Raw genomic sequence first — 16,569 nt, 5'->3', positions numbered from 1 at the left:
TACATCCAGCGAGGCTTTAGTCTCCGTCTGCGTTGACCGCAGGATTGACACGCCGTTACCGCTTGGCGTGAAAAAAACCGCAGGGATGTTACAGCTCCGGTGGTGATGCCTGTTGCTGGCTGTCGAGCCAGCGCAACACTTCGGCCGTGGTCTGAATCAGGTCGGCGGGGATGTACTGGTCGACATGACCGTCCTGATACAGCGCCCGGGCCAGCGGCACGCGGTGCAACACCGGGATGCCTTCTTCCTCGGCAATCCGCCGCACCTGCAGGGCCAGTGCGTCGGTATGTTTCAAGGTGACGACCGGCAGCGGCGTCTCACCCTTCACGTAGCGAATACCCACGGCGATGTGGGTGGGGTTGGCAATGATCACTGAGGAGCGCTTGACGTCGGCACGCAGGTTGCTCGACTGCAGCTCCTGGTGAAACTGGCGCCGTTTGCTTTTGATCTCCGGGCTGCCTTCCATCTCTTTGTATTCGCGTTTGACTTCGTCCTTGCTCATGCGCAATTGCTTGGTGTGCTGGTAACGCTCGAAGGCGTAGTCGAGCGCCGAGATCACGATGAATCCGACACCGCAGACCAACAGCAGTTGCCCCAGCAGCTGGCCGATCACCGGTGCGACACAGCTCAGGCCACAGCCAGGCAGGCGAACCAGGGCATTGATGTTGTCGGCCAGAATCGTCCACACCAACACCGAGAGCAATGCGACCTTGAACAGCGACTTGAGAAAGTCCACCAGGCTGCGGATCGAGATGATCTTCTTGGCGCCTTCCACCGGGTTGATCTTTTGCAGATCGGGCATGATCGATTCACTGCTGAGCAGAAAACCGTACTGCGCCAGATGTGCCGCGATCACCACCACGGCCGCGACGACCAACAGCGGCAGGCAGAGGTAGATCATCTCCTGGAACAGGTTCTCCACCATCAACTGCAAGGCCAGCCGGAAAGGCAGGTTCAGATACGCCTCGGGCATCAGCATCAATTGCCCGAGGTGCTCCATGTAGTACTCGGAAAACCCCATGAGTGTGGCGATCAATGCAAGGATCAGGGCGGTGGACACCACTTCCCGGCTTTTGACGACCTGGCCTTTGGTCCGGGCATCGCGAAGCTTCTTCGGTGTGGGTTGTTCGGTTTTCTCCGCGCTCATGGTGTCTCCAATACCGGGCGCAGTTGGCGCAGCGGGTCGATGGCGATCAGCAGGCTGTCATAGGCGTGGTCCATCAACACGTTCAGGTACAGCACCAGCAGCAGGCTGGCGACGATACTTTTGATCGGCATGGAGAGGATGAACACGTTCAACGACGGGGCGAAGCGGCTGATCAGGGCCAGACCGAATTCGGCCAGGAACATGGCTATCAGCAGGGGCGCGGCCAGCAACAGGCATAGGCGCAGCAGTTGTCCGAACTGACCGTAGAAAAAGTCCACCCACTGGCTACCGATGTAGGGGAAGAAGGTTGCGACCGGCCAACTGACGTAGCTCTGGTACAGCGCGCCGATCAATGCCAGGAACGCGCCTCCGGTGAAAAACAGGGTGATCAGGGTTTGTGTCAGCAACAGGCCGGTAGGGCTGGTCTGGCTGCCAAGTGTCGGGTTGAGTGTCGAGGCAATGGAGGCGCCGCGCTGGTTGTCGATGATGAAACCGGTGGCCTCGATGGCCCAGAACGGGATTGTCACGACAAAGCCGATCAGCAGGCCGAGCAACACTTCTTTGCCGATCAGCATTGCCAGGTCTATGCCGTCGAGCGTTACCGGCAACGTACCGGCGATGGTCGGGTAGGCGAACAGCGCCAGCGAACAGGCCACGCCATTGCGCACCAGGCCGCCACCGAGCATTTGTTTGCTGAGAATCGGCATGACCACAAAACAGCTGATGATTCTGGGCAGCAGCAGGGTATAGGCCAGCAGAAGCTCTTGCAGGTCCTGAATGCTCATCGCACGAGAGGAATTTTCAGCAGGGTCAGCTCGGCAAAGGCATAGAGTTCATTTCCCATCCAGCCAGCCGTGACAAACAGGGTGATGACCACGGCAATCAGTTTGGCGACGAACCCCAGCGTTTGCTCCTGGATTTGGGTCAGCGCCTGCAGCAGCGACACCAGTGTGCCGACGGCAGCGGCCATGAGTACGGTGGGCATCGACAGAATCAGTACCAGCCACAAACCCTGACTGGTGAAATGAAGGATCTCGGCGTTGTTCACCTTCAACCTCCGTAACTGATCACAAGGCCGTGGGTCAGCCGCGCCCAGCCGTCCAGCAGGACAAACAGCAGCAACTTGAACGGCAAGGAGATGGTCATCGGGGACACCATCATCATCCCCATCGCGAGCAGGATGTTCGAGATGATCAGGTCAATTGCGATAAATGGCAGGTAAATCAAAAAGCCGATTTCAAAGGCGCGGGTCAACTCGCTGACGGTGAACGCTGGCAGCAGGATCAGCAGGCTGTCGGGTTCGAGGCGGTCCGCGTACTCGCTGGGCCAGACCTGACGGGTGCTGTCGACGAAGAATTCGTGTTCGCGGGCCAGTATCTGCTTTTTCAAAAAGCCCCTATACGGCTCCATACCCTCGTCTAAAAACTGCTCCACCGATTCGGTGTTGCTGAGACTGACGTCATGCGTGCGCAAATAGTCGCGGGTGGCGAAACCCACCGGGGCCATGACGTACAGGCTCAAGATGATCGCCAACCCGTACATCGCCATGTTTGGCGGGATCTGCTGCACGCCCAAGGCATTGCGCAGTAACGAGAAGACCACGGTCATCTTGATGAATGAGGTCGCCATGACCGCGATGAACGGCAGCAATGCCAGCAGCGCCAATCCGAAAATCAGGCTGAGCTCGTCAGGCAGTTGAATCATGTGGGCTGATCCTGCAGCAGGCGGGTGATGCGCACGCCCAAGCGATCCTGAATACTCACCAGCTCACCCACGCCCAGGCAGCGCTGGTTGACGAGGATTCGCACTTCGCCCTCGAGCGGCGTGGCCAGGTCGATCAACGATCCTGGTTGCAGGGTGGCCAGGGTGTGCAGATCGAGGGTCTGACGGCCGACTTCGAAACTGACCTGGACCGGGAGTTGCTCCAGGCTGGCCAGATCCGGCAGGGTTTCGACGGGCGCTTCGTTGTGCATGGTGAGCAATTCCAGTTGAGAATCGTGGTGGCGAAATCGTGCCCATGGGCGGTCTTCGACTACGCCGAGCAAAGGACTGGCGGCGTCGTGACGTGGTGGCAGGAGTAACAGGTCACCGGTGGCCAGTGAATGCAGTTGCGCGGGGAGCAGGCAGACCGGTCCCCATTGCAGCGAGAGTCGCAAGGCTACGGCCGTCAGCTCCGCCAACGGGCGTGCGGGCACGTGCGCCAGCAGTGCGTCAGGGTCACTTTCCAGCCAGATCACCAAGCGCTGTGCGCCGCGTGACAGCGTCAATGCCAGTGTCGGTGTGTCCGTGCCAGGCTCGGCCTGGCACGGTTCAATGCTTTTCCAGATGAGCCCCGGCAGCACTGCTGTTTCCAGCTCCAGCAATGCCAGTTGCAGCGGTGGCGGCAGGTTGCTGAGCGCGGCCTCCTGCAGCAGGGGTTCAAGCCATCCGGCCAGGGCTGCACTGTGGCAGCGCCAGCGCAGGAACAGACCTTGCCAGTGGACATTGAGCCGTACATCCAGCGCCTCGGGTTGCGGCACAATCGCCAGCCGGGCTTCACCGTCGGCGAGCGGGTAGCGCGTGCGGCAACGACTGACTTTCTGTTGCAGGGCCAGTGTGTGGAGGGCAGCGCGAGCCAGCGTCAGGCCGCTCATGAGTCTTGCTCCCACTCGTCTTGCACGTGCCGGCGCTGACGAGAGCCCTGGTCGCTTCCAGATTGATGCTGGTTAAAGGTCAGCTGGATCGGTTGTCCGGGGTTCAGGCGTTGCAGGCGCTCCATCAGGTCGCCACGGGCGAGTTGAAGCTGCAGCAGGCTGCCGGGACTGGCCTGAATGTCGACATGCAGGTGTCCATGAGAATGGGCGAGCTGAATGCCGACCTGTCCCAGCTGTGTCAGGTTCACCTGCAGCAGCGTGGTGCTGCCATTGCGGGTAATTGCGGCATGGATCTGCGGTTGCAGGGTTTGCAGCAACTTGTCGAGGTCTTTACTCAGCGGTGGCGGCTCGATGTTGTTGAGCAAGCGAGCCAGTAGCTTGTCACCCGGGGTCTGGGTCATGCCTGCAGCCGCCGTTGGCTCTTCGAGCAGGGCAATCAAGGGCGGCTGTTGCTCCTGCTCTGGGGAAGAATCCTGCTGCTCCGAGGGCAGTTCAGCGACGGGCCCAGTGGCAGACGGGCCAGGGGGAACGGGCAGACCCGGCTCCTCATGCTTGGCGGTTACCGGGGCGTTTTCACGCTGGCCTGCTGCAACAACGGGGCGCTCGGGCGCCACCTCCGGCTGTTTCTCCGCAGCTGTGGGAAGCCGCGGTGGTACGGATTCAAGCTCCGATTGCGCGCTGGCCTGGTGTTTTTCCGCGGGCTCATCCGCTGGGCCAATGTCTGACTCAGGCTCAGTGAGCGGTTTTCGCTGCTGGCTGGGTTTATCTGCTGCGTAGCGCAAATCACCCTCCAGAACCCACGATGCATCTGGGTCGCCGCTATCGAGCCTGTGCGCCTCTGCGTCCCGGCGTTGCTCGTGGGCATCCGGTTTATGGTTGAGTGCCCGCTCGAATTCAGCCTGACGTGCCCGGTCGGCGGCAACTCCTGTCGGGGCCGGTGTACGGGCAAAGACTTCCTGCGGAAAGTCTGGTGGGGAAGTTCTGCTCATGAAATGGCCTCGGCACGACGAAAGTCTTCGAGCTCCTGTTCTTCTTTGAACTCAAGTAGCAGCCGCTCCTCGGCGAGGGCGTGGCGGTTCAGTTCGGTGAATTTTTCCACTTGCTGTTGGGCCTCCTGCAAGCGACGTCGGCTCAGGCGCAGGCGTTCGCGCTCCTGAGCCAGGTTTTCCGCGTGCTCGGCGATGGCCTGCTCCAGTGCGGCCTCTTTTTCTCGCAGCAGGGCCACTTGTTGCTGCCATTGTTCAAGTGCTTTGCGGTTCATGGGCTTGGCCTTGCAGCGCTCGAACAGCTGGTGTTCTTGCGCCTGGCGCCACTGCCGGTATTGCTGGTGTTCGGTGATCGCGGACTGATGGTTGCGGTGGGCTTCGGCGACCTTCTGTTCCTGGCGTTGCAACGCCTGTTCGGCGCGTTCGACGCGCAAGCTCTTGATGCGCAGCAGGGTGGGCAACGTCATCGGGTCAGGCTCGCGAGCTGTTCAAGGCAATGGGGCAGATCACTGGGTTCGTGGGTGCCTTGACGCAACCAGGCACGGATATCGTCCATTTTTTCGATGGCTCGATCAGCCACGGGGTCTTGGCCTTTCTGGTATTCACCGATCTTGATCAGCAATTCGACTTCTTCGTAACGAGCCAGCCATTCGCGCAATTGGTTGGCGCCGTTGCGATGTTCAGGGCTCACGATCTGGTTCATCACCCGGCTGACCGAACGCAGCACATCGATGGCCGGGTAATGGTTGGACGCGGCCAGCTTGCGCGAGAGGATGATGTGCCCGTCGAGAATCGAACGGGTCTCGTCCGCCACGGGTTCGGTCATGTCATCGCCTTCGACCAGCACGGTATACAGCGCGGTGATCGAGCCTTTGTCCGACTGGCCGGCCCGCTCCATCAATCGTGGCAGGGCGGCGAACACCGAAGGTGGGTAGCCGCGCCGGGTCGGCGGTTCGCCCGCGGCCAGCCCGATTTCGCGCTGGGCCCTGGCAAACCGGGTGACCGAATCCATCAGCAGCAGGACGCGTTTGCCCTGATCGCGGAAGTACTCGGCAATGGTGGTGGCGACAAACCCGGCCTTGGCACGCTCCATGGCAGGTCGGTCCGACGTGGCGACCACCAGCACCGAGCGCTTGAGGCCTTGTACGCCGAGATCGGACTCGATGAACTCGCGAACCTCACGCCCCCGTTCACCGACCAGCGCCAGGACGATGACGTCGACGTCCGCGCTGCGCATCAAGGTTGCCAGCAGGGTACTTTTACCGCCGCCGGCCGCGGCGAAAATGCCCATGCGCTGACCCTCACCGCACGTCAGCAGACCATCGATGGTGCGCACGCCGAGGCAAATCGGCTGTTCGATCAGCTTGCGGCTCATGGGGTCTGGCGCATCGCGGTAAACCGGGTACCAGGCAGCAGGCTCACCGAGGCTGATGCCGTTGAGCGGCTGGCCGAGGCCGTCAAGCACCTGGCCCAGCAAGTGATCGCCGACGCCAACCTGGTGCATGGTGGCGGTCGGGCTGACTTCGGTGTTCGAGGAAATGCCGAGCATTTCACCCAGCGGGGTCAAGAGCGCCTGATGCTGCTGAAATCCGATGACTTCAGCCATCAGCGACAGCGACTGGTCCGGGTTGCGCAATTGGCACAGTTCGCCCACGCGTACGCCCGGGACCACCGCTTTAAGCAGTGTGCCGGTGACCTGAGTGACCCGGCCGCGAATTTGAATCAGCCGACATTTATCGATGGCCTGCTGCATCTGGCCGGTGATGTGTTCGAGTGAGAGGTGCATGGTCGGCTTGGGTGGAGGGGTGACGGCCACTATAAGTAAAGGCCCGCTGCAGTGATTTCAGTGCCGGTCGCAAGTTTTTAGAAATTGGTTGGCGCAAGGCCTAAAAAAAAGCGACCGATTTTGGCAGAGCCCCTGGCAGGCGGGTTTCTACAATGGGGCTCACATCAGCGTTTTCTGCAAGCGAGTGCTTCCATGGCCAATATTCAGAGTGTCGTTCCTGCAGTGTCATTGCCGGACCGACAGGACCCATCGGGTATTGAGCGCGACAGCCGGCCGACCGGCAGTTTCCAGGGGGAGCGTGTGCAGTACGTTTCTGCCAGCCAGTCGATGGCCGACGCCGCTGAAGAGCTGACTTTTGCGTTCTCCGAGCGGGTCGAAAAGTCGTTGGCCAAGCGCAACGTCAGCGATGGCCATGCGCGGATCAGCGAAATCCTCGAAATGCTGGAGGAGCACCTCAAGAAAGTCCCGGACCTTGAGTCGCAACAAAAGCTCGAGGCCCTTGTTGCGCACCTTGGCAGCGGCCAGTTGAGCAATCTGGCGCAGCTCAAGGCGTACCTCAAGGGGTTCTCCCGGGAGATCAGCCATCAGTTTGTTGCCCTTTCCCATGCGCGCCAGGAACTGGCCGGCAAGACCGACGCCTGGGCGATGGTCGAGCTGATTGATCAGGCTCTGCTGGAGATGGCCCAGGAACATGGGCATGCCATCGAGCTGGGGGTGCAGATCGGGCCGCTGGCCAAGGAAGCGGCAGAGCAGGGGGTCGGCGACATCCAGTCACTGCGAGACACCTATCGCGATGCGGTCATGGACTATCGCGGGCTGAGTGCGGCGTGGAACGACATTCACGCGCGTTTTGGCAATAGCGCACTTGAAGGCGTGACCGGATTCCTGATGAAGGCATTGAGCGCCGACCTCGACAGCCAGCAGCTCAGGCTCGACCCGGTCAAGCTCGAACGGGTAATGAGCGACATGCACAAGTTGCGGGTGCTGACGGGGCTGTCGAACCAGGTCAATGCGCTCTGGCAGGCGCTGGTAACGGGGGAGCGAGGTCATGGCATACGGGCCTTCTGACCTGATGGGCGGGGTGATCGGCCTGGTCGACAAACGCTGGGCGAGTGTTCAGGACGTGCAGCGTCTGATCGCGCCGCTGGCGATCAAGGATGCGGCACGCCGGATCCATTTCTTTCGTGAGATCAAGCGTCTGATCCGCCTGATTCCTACGGAAATCTTTAGCGATGAGGAGCAGCGTCAAAACCTGCTCAATGCCTGCCAGCTTGCGCTGGACCAGGCAATCGATCAGGAAGAAGACGAATGGCAGGCACAGTGAGTAAACGACATGCCCTGGATTGACCAAGCCTTGGCCCAGTTCTGCCAGGACCTCGGGGTGGCCGTACCTGCTCCGGCGGGGGCGCTGATCCAGCTGGAGTTCGAGGAAACCGGCACCCTGCAACTTGAACAGCATGACCGCAAGCTGACGCTGTGGCTGGCCGTGGATCTGGCGTGGCATCAGGTTCATCAGGGGGGGATTCGTGCCCTGGCGTTGACCTTCAGTGGCACTGGGCCGCAATTGCCACTGCGCTGTGCGTGGGCGAGTGGCCGCCTGTTGCTGCTGATCACCCTGGATGAGCGACGTATCACTGCCCCGGTACTGCACCAGGCGTTGCATACCCTGAGTTCGGCGCGCCGCACGGTGCTTGAGCCGTGAGTCGGATCAGTGCCCCGCACATCGGCATCGAACGGCTGACCGAGGTCGGGGAACAGCATCGCAGCTGCGCCCTGCCCGAGCGGTATGTGCTGCCGCCCGATGGTCATTCGCTCGAGACCCATCTGGATAACCTCTACCCGGCGGATCTCGCCGGGCGTCGGCTGCTGGCCTTTGCCTGCCCTACTGAAGGCTTTCACGAGTTGCTCCGGCCACAGGCGTTTCGCCAGGCCCTGAAAGACCTCGCGCAGCAGATCTCCTCACCCGAGGTGCCCGAGTTGCAGGCGGCGTTGGCGCTGCTGCAAACCCGTAGCGAAGATGAGTATCTGCTGCAGATGGCCCTCCATATGCTGCACAAGGTATGACCCCAATGATGTTAGAGCCGGTACAGCAAAACCTGTTGCTCCTGCTTGGCTGGCTACAGCTGCAGTGCGGCCAGCCGGGTCGAGCGCGGATATTTCTTGAAGCCCTGTTGGTGGTCGAGCCAGCCCACGGCCAGGCGCGTCGGGCACTGGTGGTGGCGCTGTTGCAACTGGAGGAGGGGGTCTTGGCTGAACGTCAATGCGACCGGTTGCTGGCCGATGGCGAAGGTGACCTGGCGCTGTGGGGCTGTATCAGCCGTGCCTGCCAGTTGCAGGGACGCATGGCCGATGCTCGCGTCGCTTACGAGCGGTTCCTGAGCCCGCGGGAGTCTTATGAACGCGTTGTCTGATTTCCTCAGGAAGGTGGGCGAGCGCCAGGACATCATGCTGGCCGTGATGCTGCTGGCCGTGGTCTTCATGATGATCCTGCCGCTGCCGCCCTTCCTGCTCGACATCCTGATCGCGATCAACATCACCGTGTCGGTGGTGTTGATGATGATGTCGGTGTACGTCAGCTCACCGTTGCAATTCTCGGTATTTCCGGCGGTGTTGTTGATCACTACGTTGTTTCGGCTGGCGTTGTCGGTCAGCACTACGCGCATGATTTTGCTTGAAGCCGACGCTGGTCAGATCGTCTACACGTTCGGGAATTTTGTGGTGGGCGGCAATCTGATCGTCGGTTGCATCATCTTCCTGATCATCACCATCGTGCAGTTCCTGGTCATCACCAAAGGAGCCGAGCGCGTGGCCGAAGTCAGCGCGCGGTTCTCCCTGGACGCCATGCCCGGCAAGCAGATGAGTATCGACGGCGACATGCGCGCCGGTGTCATCGATGTCAATGAGGCGCGGGACCGGCGAGCAGTGATCGAGCGCGAGAGCCAGATGTTCGGCTCGATGGATGGCGCGATGAAATTCGTCAAGGGCGATGCGATTGCGGGCCTGATCATCATCTTCATCAACATTCTGGCGGGTATTACCATCGGCATCACCCAGAAGGGCATGACCGCCGGCGACGCCTTGCAGCTGTATTCGGTGCTGACCATCGGCGATGGCATGGTCAGCCAGGTGCCTGCCCTGTTGATTGCGATCACGGCCGGGATCATCGTGACCCGGGACTCCTCGGATGGCGCCTCGGACCTGGGCAATGACATCGGTGTCCAGGTCGTTGCGCAGCCCAAGGCGTTGCTGATCGGTGGAGTGCTGCTGGTATTGTTCGGGCTCATCCCCGGGTTCCCAACGGTGACCTTCATGGTATTGGCTGCCGTGGTGGGCGGTGGCGGCTACTTCATGTTGTTGCGCCAACGCGGACTGGCAGCCGAGAACAACCCCAGGGACTTGCCAACGCTGTTGGCCCAGGGGGCGGGTGCCGCGTCATCGGCCAAACCCAAAGCCAAGCCCTCAGGCAGCAAACCCAAAAGCTCGCGGTTGGGCGACAAGGAAGAGTTCGCCATGACCGTGCCGTTGTTGATCGATGTCGACGCGGGCATGCAGCAGGAGCTTGAGGCGCTCGCCCTCAATGACGAACTGGTGCGGGTGCGACGTGCGCTCTATCTGGACTTTGGCGTGCCGTTTCCGGGTATTCACCTGCGCTTCAATGAGGATCTGAAAGACGGCGAATACCTGATTCAGTTGCAAGAGGTGCCGGTGGCACGCGGGCGACTGCGCAGTGCGCGGTTGCTGGTGCAGGAGCGAGCCAGTCAGCTGGAGCTGATGGGGGTGCCGTTTGAAGAAGGCGAGCCGGTGTTGCCGGGCCAGCCGACGTTGTGGGTCGACGCCGCGCACGAAGGACGGCTGGAGCGCTCCGGTTGCGCTTTCCTGAGCATGGATCAGGTGCTGACCTGGCACCTGTCCCACGTGCTGCGTGAATACGCCGAAGACTTTATCGGCATCCAGGAAACCCGGTACTTGCTGGAGCAGATGGAGCACAGCTATTCGGAACTGGTGAAAGAAGCGCAACGCATCATTCCGTTGCAACGCATGACCGAGATTCTCCAGCGCTTGGTGGGCGAGGACATTTCGATCCGCAATATGCGGGCGATTCTGGAAGCCATGGTCGAGTGGGGGCAGAAAGAGAAGGATGTGGTGCAACTCACCGAGTACATCCGCAGCAGTCTCAAACGCTACATCTGCTACAAGTATTCGAGCGGCAATAACATCCTGCCGGCCTATCTGCTCGACCAACTGGTGGAAGAGCAAATTCGTGGTGGCATCCGCCAGACCAGTGCCGGCAGCTATCTGGCACTGGATCCGGCTGTGACCCAGTCCTTTCTCGAGCAGGTCAGGCAGACCGTCGGTGACCTCTCGCAAATGCAGGCCAAACCGGTGCTGGTGGTGTCGATGGACATCCGCCGCTACGTGCGCAAGTTGATTGAAAGTGATTACTACAGCTTGCCCGTTCTCTCGTATCAGGAGCTGACCCAGCAGATCAACATCCAGCCATTGGGTCGGGTTTCGTTATGACGCGCGACCCGTTGATTGATTGGCTGCAGGCGCGGGGTTACCGCATCCGTGAGCATTTTTTGCGCAAGAGCACGCTGCCCCTGGGCTGGAAGTTCGTGCATGGCGGTTGCGAACTGGCCTGGCGTTGTGAGGGCAAGCGCGTGTGGATCGTCATGCTGCGTCGAACTGATGGACGCCAGGGGCTGTGCAATTCCTTTGCCGCGTTGTACGTGCTGGCGGCGGCAGTCCTTGCGCAGCTGGGGCCTCACGCCAGCCTGTACGGCCAGGTGCAAGCGATGTCGGGCAGTCCATTGTTGGCTGGGCGTATGGAGCGCTTCTACCGCCACTGGGCCGGCGCGATCGAGCCTCTGCCAGGCTGGTTCGAGTTGGAGGCCGGGCGGGTGTGTTCGCTGCGATCAATGAGAAAACGACAAAAAATCGACTGTACCTGACAGGAAACCCGATGCCCTCTCCCTACTATAGGAGCCATGGACGTGTCTGACGAAACCCACGCCGCAACCGTTCAAGCCGCTGTCCTGGCCATTGAAGACAACGAACATCGCGCGCGCCTGCTCAGCGAAATGTGGCAAGGCCTGGCGTTGTCCGATGAGGTCCGTGATCAGGTTTTTCAATCGCGGGACAAGTCTCTGGTCCAGGCGGCAGAGCAAGAGCTGTTAAAGGAAGTGCAACGGATGCGGGCTTCCCGCCCACCCGTTGCCGATGAAGGAAAACGATTACGCCGTCCGACTTCGATGCGTGGACTTGCGGTGTAAGGAACCCCCTATGCAAATCAAGCATTACCAACAAGATCTGTCGGGCTTGCTCAATCAGCTGCAGACCTTGCCCATGGATCAACTGCGCGGCAGTCGGTCCGAGTCGCTCGCAGAGCTTCAGGCGCTGATCAAAAGCCGCAACATCAGCTTCACGCATGACGGGCAAACCCTGTCGGCTGCCCAGGTCGAAAAGCTGCTGGCGTATTTTCTGCCGCCTGACCCGAACGCCGACGGCGGGCTGTATGAGCTGCAGGTCAAGTCCGGGGTCGAGTCCGTCAAGCAACTGATCAATCAGTACGCCGATGCCCATCCGGGGCAGCCGTGGCCGCTGAAAGAGTTTCTCGCCAAGGCACATTTCGGGCTGACCGCTGACCGCATCGACGATGACGTGCGGGACGTCTATGGCGAGGTTCTGCTGATCCAGGACGGCAAGCGCACGGCACTGCGCGACGAGCTCAAGTTGCTGACCGCCGAACTCAATATCTTCAGCAAGATCCAGTCGCAGATCAACGCGAAGCTGGCGGCCAAGAAGGAGATCGAGATCGAGCCGGGGCTCAACCTGTTTGATCGCACCTTGTACGGTTATCCCGATGACAAGAGTTGGCAGGCCAGTTCGGAATACAAGTTGCTGACCGGGCTCGACACTTACCGTGCAGGCAATCCGCTGAGCATCAAGGCATTCCTCAAGGGTGATCCCAAGGAAAGTGGTGCGATGAAGGATGGCGACTTGCAGAACAAGTATGAGTTTAAGGACGAGAACAACCCGATCGCCAACTTCTCCACGACGGTGAGCGATCGCGCGCGTCCGATCAACGACAAAGTCAGTGAAAAAACCACGCTGTTGAACGATGTCAGCTCGCGCTACAACACCGCGATCGAGGCCTTGAATCGCTTTGTCCAGAAGTACGACAGCATGATGCGCGACATTCTAAATGCCATATAGGAACGGTTGATGACCCAGCAAGAACACGATGTTTCCGAGGCGGTCGAGAAGGAGCTGGAGGCGTTTTTGCGCGATGGCGGCACGCTGGCCATGCTCAAGAATATCTCCAGCGACAGTCTGGAGCAGCTTTATTCCCTGGCCTTCAATCAGTACCAGGCTGGCAAGTGGCAGGACGCCCACAAGATCTTTCAATCGCTGTGCATGCTTGATCACTACGACGTTCGGTTCTTCCTCGGGCTGGGCGCGTGTCGCCAGTCGCTGGGGCAGCTCGAGCTGGCATTGCAGAGCTTCAGTTATGGCGCGTTGATCGACATCAATGAGCCCAGATTTCCGTTTCATGCTGGCGAGTGTCACCTGCAACTGGGTGATCTCGACGGAGCCGAGAGTGGCTTCTACTCGGCTCAGGCCTTGGCCTCGGCACAGCCGGCACACGCGGTTTTGGCCGAGCGTGCCGGCGCCATGTTGGAAGCCGTATTAGCGAGAAAGGATCAACACAATGAATCCGATAACGTTTGATCGCGTTGCGTTTGCCACAGGGGGCGTTTCTGCAAGCGATACTGTGGTTCGTCCACGCAATGATCGAGAGGGGGGCGCACTTACGGTCTCCCGGGTCGAGGCGGATGGCCGTCAGGCCATTCACTCCCAGGGTGTGCAACTGACGGCGCCGCTGGCGGCCAGTCAGCAGCCTGTGGATGCCAGCACTCGGGCGGACGTCAGGCGTCTGCTGCAGTCGGTGCGCGAGGACAGTGCACTGGCCCAGCGGGTGGTCGCTGAAAGCTCGCGTCTGGGCTTGGCACGGCTCAGCTCGGTGGAAGACTTCGAGATTGAGCTGGCCAAGCTGACTGGCGAACTGGAGTCCACGCAGAAGAAGCTCAAGCTCGAAGAAATCAAGCAGGCGCGTGAGCAGAATCTGCAAAAGATGGAAGAAAACCAGAAGAAGATTCTGGAGTCGACCGAGGCAGCTAAAGAAGCCCAGAAGTCCGGTCTGGTCGGCAAGATCTTTGGCTGGATCAGTGCCATTGCGTCGATCATCGTCGGTGCCATTCTGGTCGCTACCGGCGTGGGTGCAGCGGCTGGCGCATTGATGATTGCCGGCGGTGTCATGGGGGTGGTTTCCCAGGCGGTGCAACAAGCGGCGAAGGACGGATTGATTAGCAAGGAAGTGATGGAAAAGCTCGGACCGGCTCTGATGGGGATTGAAATCGCCATCGCCGTGATCGCTGCGGTAGTCAGTTTCGGGGGGGCTGCCGTAGGGGCGGTCGCCAAGGTGGGTGCAAAAATCGGCGGTAAGGCCGCCGAGCTCACCGCCAGTCTCGCCGGCAAAGTGGCGGATCTGGGAAGCAAGTTCGGCAATGTCGCCAGCCAGTCGCTTTCCCATGGCGCCAAGCTCGGGATGCAGATTAGCGATGTGACCCTGGATGTGGCCAATGGTGCGGCGCAAACCGCCAATTCGGTGATGCAGGCCAAGGCCGCCGACAGACAGGCGGATGTTCTCGAGGGGCGTTCACAGCTTACCCAGGTCCAGGCGGTGCTCGATAAGCTCAAGGAGGAGCTCAGCCGCATGGTCGAGTCGTTCTTGCAAGTCATGGAGCTGATTTTCCAGATGCTCAATGCCAAGGACGACAGCCTGCACAATCTTTCCAGCCGCCCTGCGGCTATCTGAGGAGCACATTATGATGATTGAAACAGGGTATGGCGCTCAGGGCCTGGGGCAAATCGGCAACACCCAGCCGCTGGAAAAACCCCAAGCGGCCGCGCGCGGTGAAACCGTGCACCAAGCGGGCCTATCGTCCGGCGCGGCGAAAAGGAACTCGGGTGTCGAGCTGATTGAACCGCGTCAAGTGTTCAAGCCAGAGGGGCTGGGCAAGGTCAGCAGTGAGCTCAATGGCACTGTGGATATGCTGGTGCTGCTGCTTCGCTTCGCGCAGAAGGCGCGTGAACTGGGCATCGTTCAGCGCGACAGCGAGAACAAGTCGATTATCAGTGCGCAGAAATCCCAGGTGGACGAAATGCGCAGCGGCTCCAAGTTGATGATCGCCATGGCCGTGATCTCTGGTGTGATGGCTGTTGGCTCGGCGATCACCGGGGCCATCGGTGCGATCAAGAACGGCAAGGCGATCAGCCAGGAGAAAACCCTCGAGAAAAACATCTCCGGGCGCAACGAACTGATCGACGCCAAGATGCAGGCAATGGGCAAAACCTCGAAGGCGGATCGCGCCGAAATCGGCCGGATCTGGTCCAAGGACCAGGCAGCCGACACCAGCGCGCTGAAGTTGACCGGGCAGGGTGTGGATAGCCGCAATGCCAAGCTGCAAAGCATCAACTCGGTCAATCAGGCGCTCGGACAGATGTCCAGCAACGCGGTGCAGGTCCAGCAGACGGCGGTTCAGGCCAATGCCAAGGAAGATGAAGTCAATGCGTCGATTGCCCAGAGCGGAAAGCAAAGGGGCGAAGACCAGGTGAGCTTCAACTCCGAGTTCTGGAAAGAGATGCTGCAGCTGCTTGCGCAGTACACCCAGAATCACAACCAGGCGGTACGAGCAGCAGCTATCGGCGCTTGATGTGATTTTGTCTATAGGAAAAAAGCCGCATTGATGCGGCTTTTTTCTTAAAAGAAAAGCCCGTCAGTGACAAAGCCGTTGCATGGCCGGGTGCTAGCATTTGCCTAGCTCGAGGAGACATGCATGGATTTGAGTATCAAGGTCAATCAGCTGCTTGCCGAATTCGCCAGTCGCAGTGGCCTTCCCGCTTTGTCGTTGGATAAAGAAGGCGTTGCAAGCCTTCTGTTTGACGATCAGTTGGGCGTAACGCTGGTATTGCTGGCCGGACGTGATCGACTGGTTCTGGAAGCCGATGTGGCAGGGATTGAGACCGTTGGTGACGGGATTTTCCGGCAACTGGCGAGCTTCAATCGACGCTGGTATCGCTTCGACCTGCATTTTGGTTTTGACGAGGAAACCGGTGTGGTGCAGTTGTACGCCCAGATTCCGGCCGCCGAGTTGACCTTGTTACGCTTCGAAACCACCTTGGCCAATCTGCTGGATCACGCCGAGTTCTGGCAGAAATTGCTGCCCGCACAGGACAGTACCGCCCAAGTGCAATCCATACCTGCCGGCATGAGGGTTTAAGCAGAGCTATGAAGATAGACAGCGCTGGCATTTCACTCGCGGCCAAGAGCGACGAGGTGCAAGTGTCCGGGAGTTTTGCCGGACGCTCGCTCAGTCAGGTGCCCAGCCGCCAGGCAGGAGTTGCCAGTGTGGCTGATCTGGGGCGCTGGCTGGCGACGCAAGTGGCTACCGATCAACAGAGTGAGCAGCACCTGCAGCGCTTGGTTGATGGCGATGTATCGGCGGTTTATGAGCGTCAGGTTCGTCAGCCATGATCAAGGCGCTGCTGTGCAGTGTTTTTTTGTTCCTGGTTGGCTGTGTCGGTGTGTCACCCGCGCTGCCGGTGCAGGGGGTGAATGTGAAGGGCGAGGTACGCATGCCGTCCCCCGTCACGCGCCCGGCCTATGTCACTGTTCGTCTCTACGCCCAGGTCGAAGGGACGCCGCGACTGATCGCCCAGGCTCGCTACCGGGTGGCGGCGTTGCCCGTGCATTTCGCCTTTCGTCTGATGCCGCAACAGGTGGTCGGTGAGGGGCTATTGTTGCGCAGTCAGTTGGCCTGGTCCGAAGAGGGGCCTGTTCAGGCTCGAAGTTGGCAGCCTGTGGTGACCGACAGCAACATGAAAGTAAATCTTGGGCAACTACCGTGTTACCCCAAGTGTGCTGTTCGGTCAGCATCGATGCATCTTTGAAAT

The 16,569-nt window shown here is 60.1% G+C and carries 22 protein-coding genes and 1 pseudogene; 15 read left to right on the top strand and 8 right to left on the bottom strand.

Features of this window, described 5'->3' with window-relative positions; translation table 11 throughout:
- Nucleotides 1–88: 88 nt before the first annotated feature.
- From sctU to sctN, 8 genes are read right to left on the bottom strand one after another with little or no spacing between them, the layout of a single operon-like run.
- Nucleotides 89–1,147 carry a type III secretion system export apparatus subunit SctU gene (gene sctU / locus ACZ5BO_RS32750; protein WP_464697506.1) on the bottom strand — a complete coding sequence of 353 codons (1,059 nt, stop codon included), beginning with the start codon at nucleotides 1,145–1,147 and terminating at the stop codon, nucleotides 89–91.
- The gene (sctT, locus tag ACZ5BO_RS32745; RefSeq protein ID WP_025131080.1) at nucleotides 1,144–1,932 is read right to left on the bottom strand and encodes a type III secretion system export apparatus subunit SctT; all 789 of its coding nucleotides are present in this window, start codon (nucleotides 1,930–1,932) and stop codon (nucleotides 1,144–1,146) included. Before sctT ends, sctU begins: the two co-directional genes overlap by 4 nt.
- Nucleotides 1,929–2,195 carry a type III secretion system export apparatus subunit SctS gene (gene sctS / locus ACZ5BO_RS32740; protein ID WP_025131081.1) on the bottom strand — a complete coding sequence of 89 codons (267 nt, stop codon included), beginning with the start codon at nucleotides 2,193–2,195 and terminating at the stop codon, nucleotides 1,929–1,931. The genes sctT and sctS overlap by 4 nt, the downstream gene beginning before the upstream one ends.
- Before the next feature lie 2 nt (nucleotides 2,196–2,197).
- Nucleotides 2,198–2,851, bottom strand: coding sequence for a type III secretion system export apparatus subunit SctR (gene sctR / locus ACZ5BO_RS32735; protein ID WP_025131082.1), 654 nt, complete (start codon nucleotides 2,849–2,851; stop codon nucleotides 2,198–2,200).
- Nucleotides 2,848–3,780 (bottom strand): type III secretion system cytoplasmic ring protein SctQ, encoded by a 933-nt coding sequence (gene sctQ / locus ACZ5BO_RS32730; RefSeq protein ID WP_464697505.1) that lies wholly within the window; start codon nucleotides 3,778–3,780, stop codon nucleotides 2,848–2,850. The genes sctR and sctQ overlap by 4 nt, the downstream gene beginning before the upstream one ends.
- The gene (locus tag ACZ5BO_RS32725) at nucleotides 3,777–4,769 is read right to left on the bottom strand and encodes a type III secretion system needle length determinant (RefSeq protein ID WP_464697504.1); all 993 of its coding nucleotides are present in this window, start codon (nucleotides 4,767–4,769) and stop codon (nucleotides 3,777–3,779) included. Before ACZ5BO_RS32725 ends, sctQ begins: the two co-directional genes overlap by 4 nt.
- The gene (locus tag ACZ5BO_RS32720; RefSeq protein WP_025131085.1) at nucleotides 4,766–5,233 is read right to left on the bottom strand and encodes a type III secretion protein; all 468 of its coding nucleotides are present in this window, start codon (nucleotides 5,231–5,233) and stop codon (nucleotides 4,766–4,768) included. The genes ACZ5BO_RS32725 and ACZ5BO_RS32720 overlap by 4 nt, the downstream gene beginning before the upstream one ends.
- Nucleotides 5,230–6,552, bottom strand: coding sequence for a type III secretion system ATPase SctN (sctN, locus tag ACZ5BO_RS32715; protein ID WP_464697503.1), 1,323 nt, complete (start codon nucleotides 6,550–6,552; stop codon nucleotides 5,230–5,232). Before sctN ends, ACZ5BO_RS32720 begins: the two co-directional genes overlap by 4 nt.
- Before the next feature lie 279 nt (nucleotides 6,553–6,831).
- On the opposite strand from sctN, the pseudogene sctW reads away from it, so the two are divergent.
- The 15 genes and pseudogenes from sctW to ACZ5BO_RS32640 form a co-directional block, all read left to right on the top strand.
- Nucleotides 6,832–7,620, top strand: a pseudogene (sctW, locus tag ACZ5BO_RS32710) (type III secretion system gatekeeper subunit SctW); the annotation flags it as partial.
- Nucleotides 7,601–7,876, top strand: coding sequence for a TyeA family type III secretion system gatekeeper subunit (locus tag ACZ5BO_RS32705; protein ID WP_025131088.1), 276 nt, complete (start codon nucleotides 7,601–7,603; stop codon nucleotides 7,874–7,876). The pseudogene sctW and the gene ACZ5BO_RS32705, both read left to right, overlap by 20 nt.
- 9 nt (nucleotides 7,877–7,885) lie before the next feature.
- Nucleotides 7,886–8,254, top strand: coding sequence for a type III secretion chaperone SycN (gene sycN / locus ACZ5BO_RS32700; protein ID WP_025131089.1), 369 nt, complete (start codon nucleotides 7,886–7,888; stop codon nucleotides 8,252–8,254).
- Complete coding sequence (gene sctX, locus ACZ5BO_RS32695; protein ID WP_025131090.1) at nucleotides 8,251–8,616, top strand: type III secretion apparatus assembly protein SctX; 366 nt, start codon at nucleotides 8,251–8,253, stop codon at nucleotides 8,614–8,616. Before sycN ends, sctX begins: the two co-directional genes overlap by 4 nt.
- A gap of 5 nt (nucleotides 8,617–8,621) precedes the next feature.
- Nucleotides 8,622–8,963, top strand: a complete 342-nt coding sequence (sctY, locus tag ACZ5BO_RS32690) for a type III secretion apparatus assembly chaperone SctY (protein ID WP_025131091.1) — start codon at nucleotides 8,622–8,624, stop codon at nucleotides 8,961–8,963.
- Entirely contained in the window at nucleotides 8,947–11,073 is a 2,127-nt protein-coding gene (gene sctV, locus ACZ5BO_RS32685; RefSeq protein WP_025131092.1) for a type III secretion system export apparatus subunit SctV, read from the top strand. The genes sctY and sctV overlap by 17 nt, the downstream gene beginning before the upstream one ends.
- Nucleotides 11,070–11,504, top strand: coding sequence for an LcrR family type III secretion system chaperone (locus tag ACZ5BO_RS32680; RefSeq protein WP_025131093.1), 435 nt, complete (start codon nucleotides 11,070–11,072; stop codon nucleotides 11,502–11,504). The genes sctV and ACZ5BO_RS32680 overlap by 4 nt, the downstream gene beginning before the upstream one ends.
- Nucleotides 11,505–11,546: 42 nt before the next feature.
- On the top strand, nucleotides 11,547–11,825 hold the full coding sequence (locus ACZ5BO_RS32675; RefSeq protein ID WP_371261354.1) for an LcrG family type III secretion system chaperone: 279 nt from the start codon (nucleotides 11,547–11,549) through the stop codon (nucleotides 11,823–11,825).
- A gap of 10 nt (nucleotides 11,826–11,835) precedes the next feature.
- A complete protein-coding gene (locus ACZ5BO_RS32670; protein WP_464697502.1) occupies nucleotides 11,836–12,768 on the top strand; it encodes a virulence-associated V antigen in 933 nt (310 codons plus the stop codon).
- A gap of 9 nt (nucleotides 12,769–12,777) precedes the next feature.
- Nucleotides 12,778–13,284, top strand: a complete 507-nt coding sequence (locus ACZ5BO_RS32665) for a SycD/LcrH family type III secretion system chaperone (RefSeq protein ID WP_025131096.1) — start codon at nucleotides 12,778–12,780, stop codon at nucleotides 13,282–13,284.
- Nucleotides 13,265–14,431: a type III secretion system translocon subunit SseC family protein gene (sctE, locus tag ACZ5BO_RS32660; RefSeq protein WP_464697501.1), complete on the top strand. Its 1,167-nt coding sequence runs from the start codon at nucleotides 13,265–13,267 to the stop codon at nucleotides 14,429–14,431. The genes ACZ5BO_RS32665 and sctE overlap by 20 nt, the downstream gene beginning before the upstream one ends.
- Before the next feature lie 10 nt (nucleotides 14,432–14,441).
- Nucleotides 14,442–15,329 carry a YopD family type III secretion system translocon subunit gene (locus ACZ5BO_RS32655; protein ID WP_464697500.1) on the top strand — a complete coding sequence of 296 codons (888 nt, stop codon included), beginning with the start codon at nucleotides 14,442–14,444 and terminating at the stop codon, nucleotides 15,327–15,329.
- Between the two features lie 123 nt (nucleotides 15,330–15,452).
- Nucleotides 15,453–15,896, top strand: a complete 444-nt coding sequence (locus tag ACZ5BO_RS32650) for a type III secretion system chaperone (protein WP_025131099.1) — start codon at nucleotides 15,453–15,455, stop codon at nucleotides 15,894–15,896.
- An 8-nt stretch (nucleotides 15,897–15,904) separates the two neighbouring features.
- Nucleotides 15,905–16,150 carry a T3SS regulon translocated regulator ExsE family protein gene (locus ACZ5BO_RS32645; RefSeq protein WP_025131100.1) on the top strand — a complete coding sequence of 82 codons (246 nt, stop codon included), beginning with the start codon at nucleotides 15,905–15,907 and terminating at the stop codon, nucleotides 16,148–16,150.
- A complete protein-coding gene (locus ACZ5BO_RS32640; protein WP_051586111.1) occupies nucleotides 16,147–16,566 on the top strand; it encodes a YscW family type III secretion system pilotin in 420 nt (139 codons plus the stop codon). The genes ACZ5BO_RS32645 and ACZ5BO_RS32640 overlap by 4 nt, the downstream gene beginning before the upstream one ends.
- The last annotated feature ends 3 nt before the right edge of the window (nucleotides 16,567–16,569 follow it).

Source organism: Pseudomonas sp. FFPRI_1 (assembly GCF_055384485.1).
This window is presented reverse-complemented; position numbering and strand designations above follow the sequence as displayed.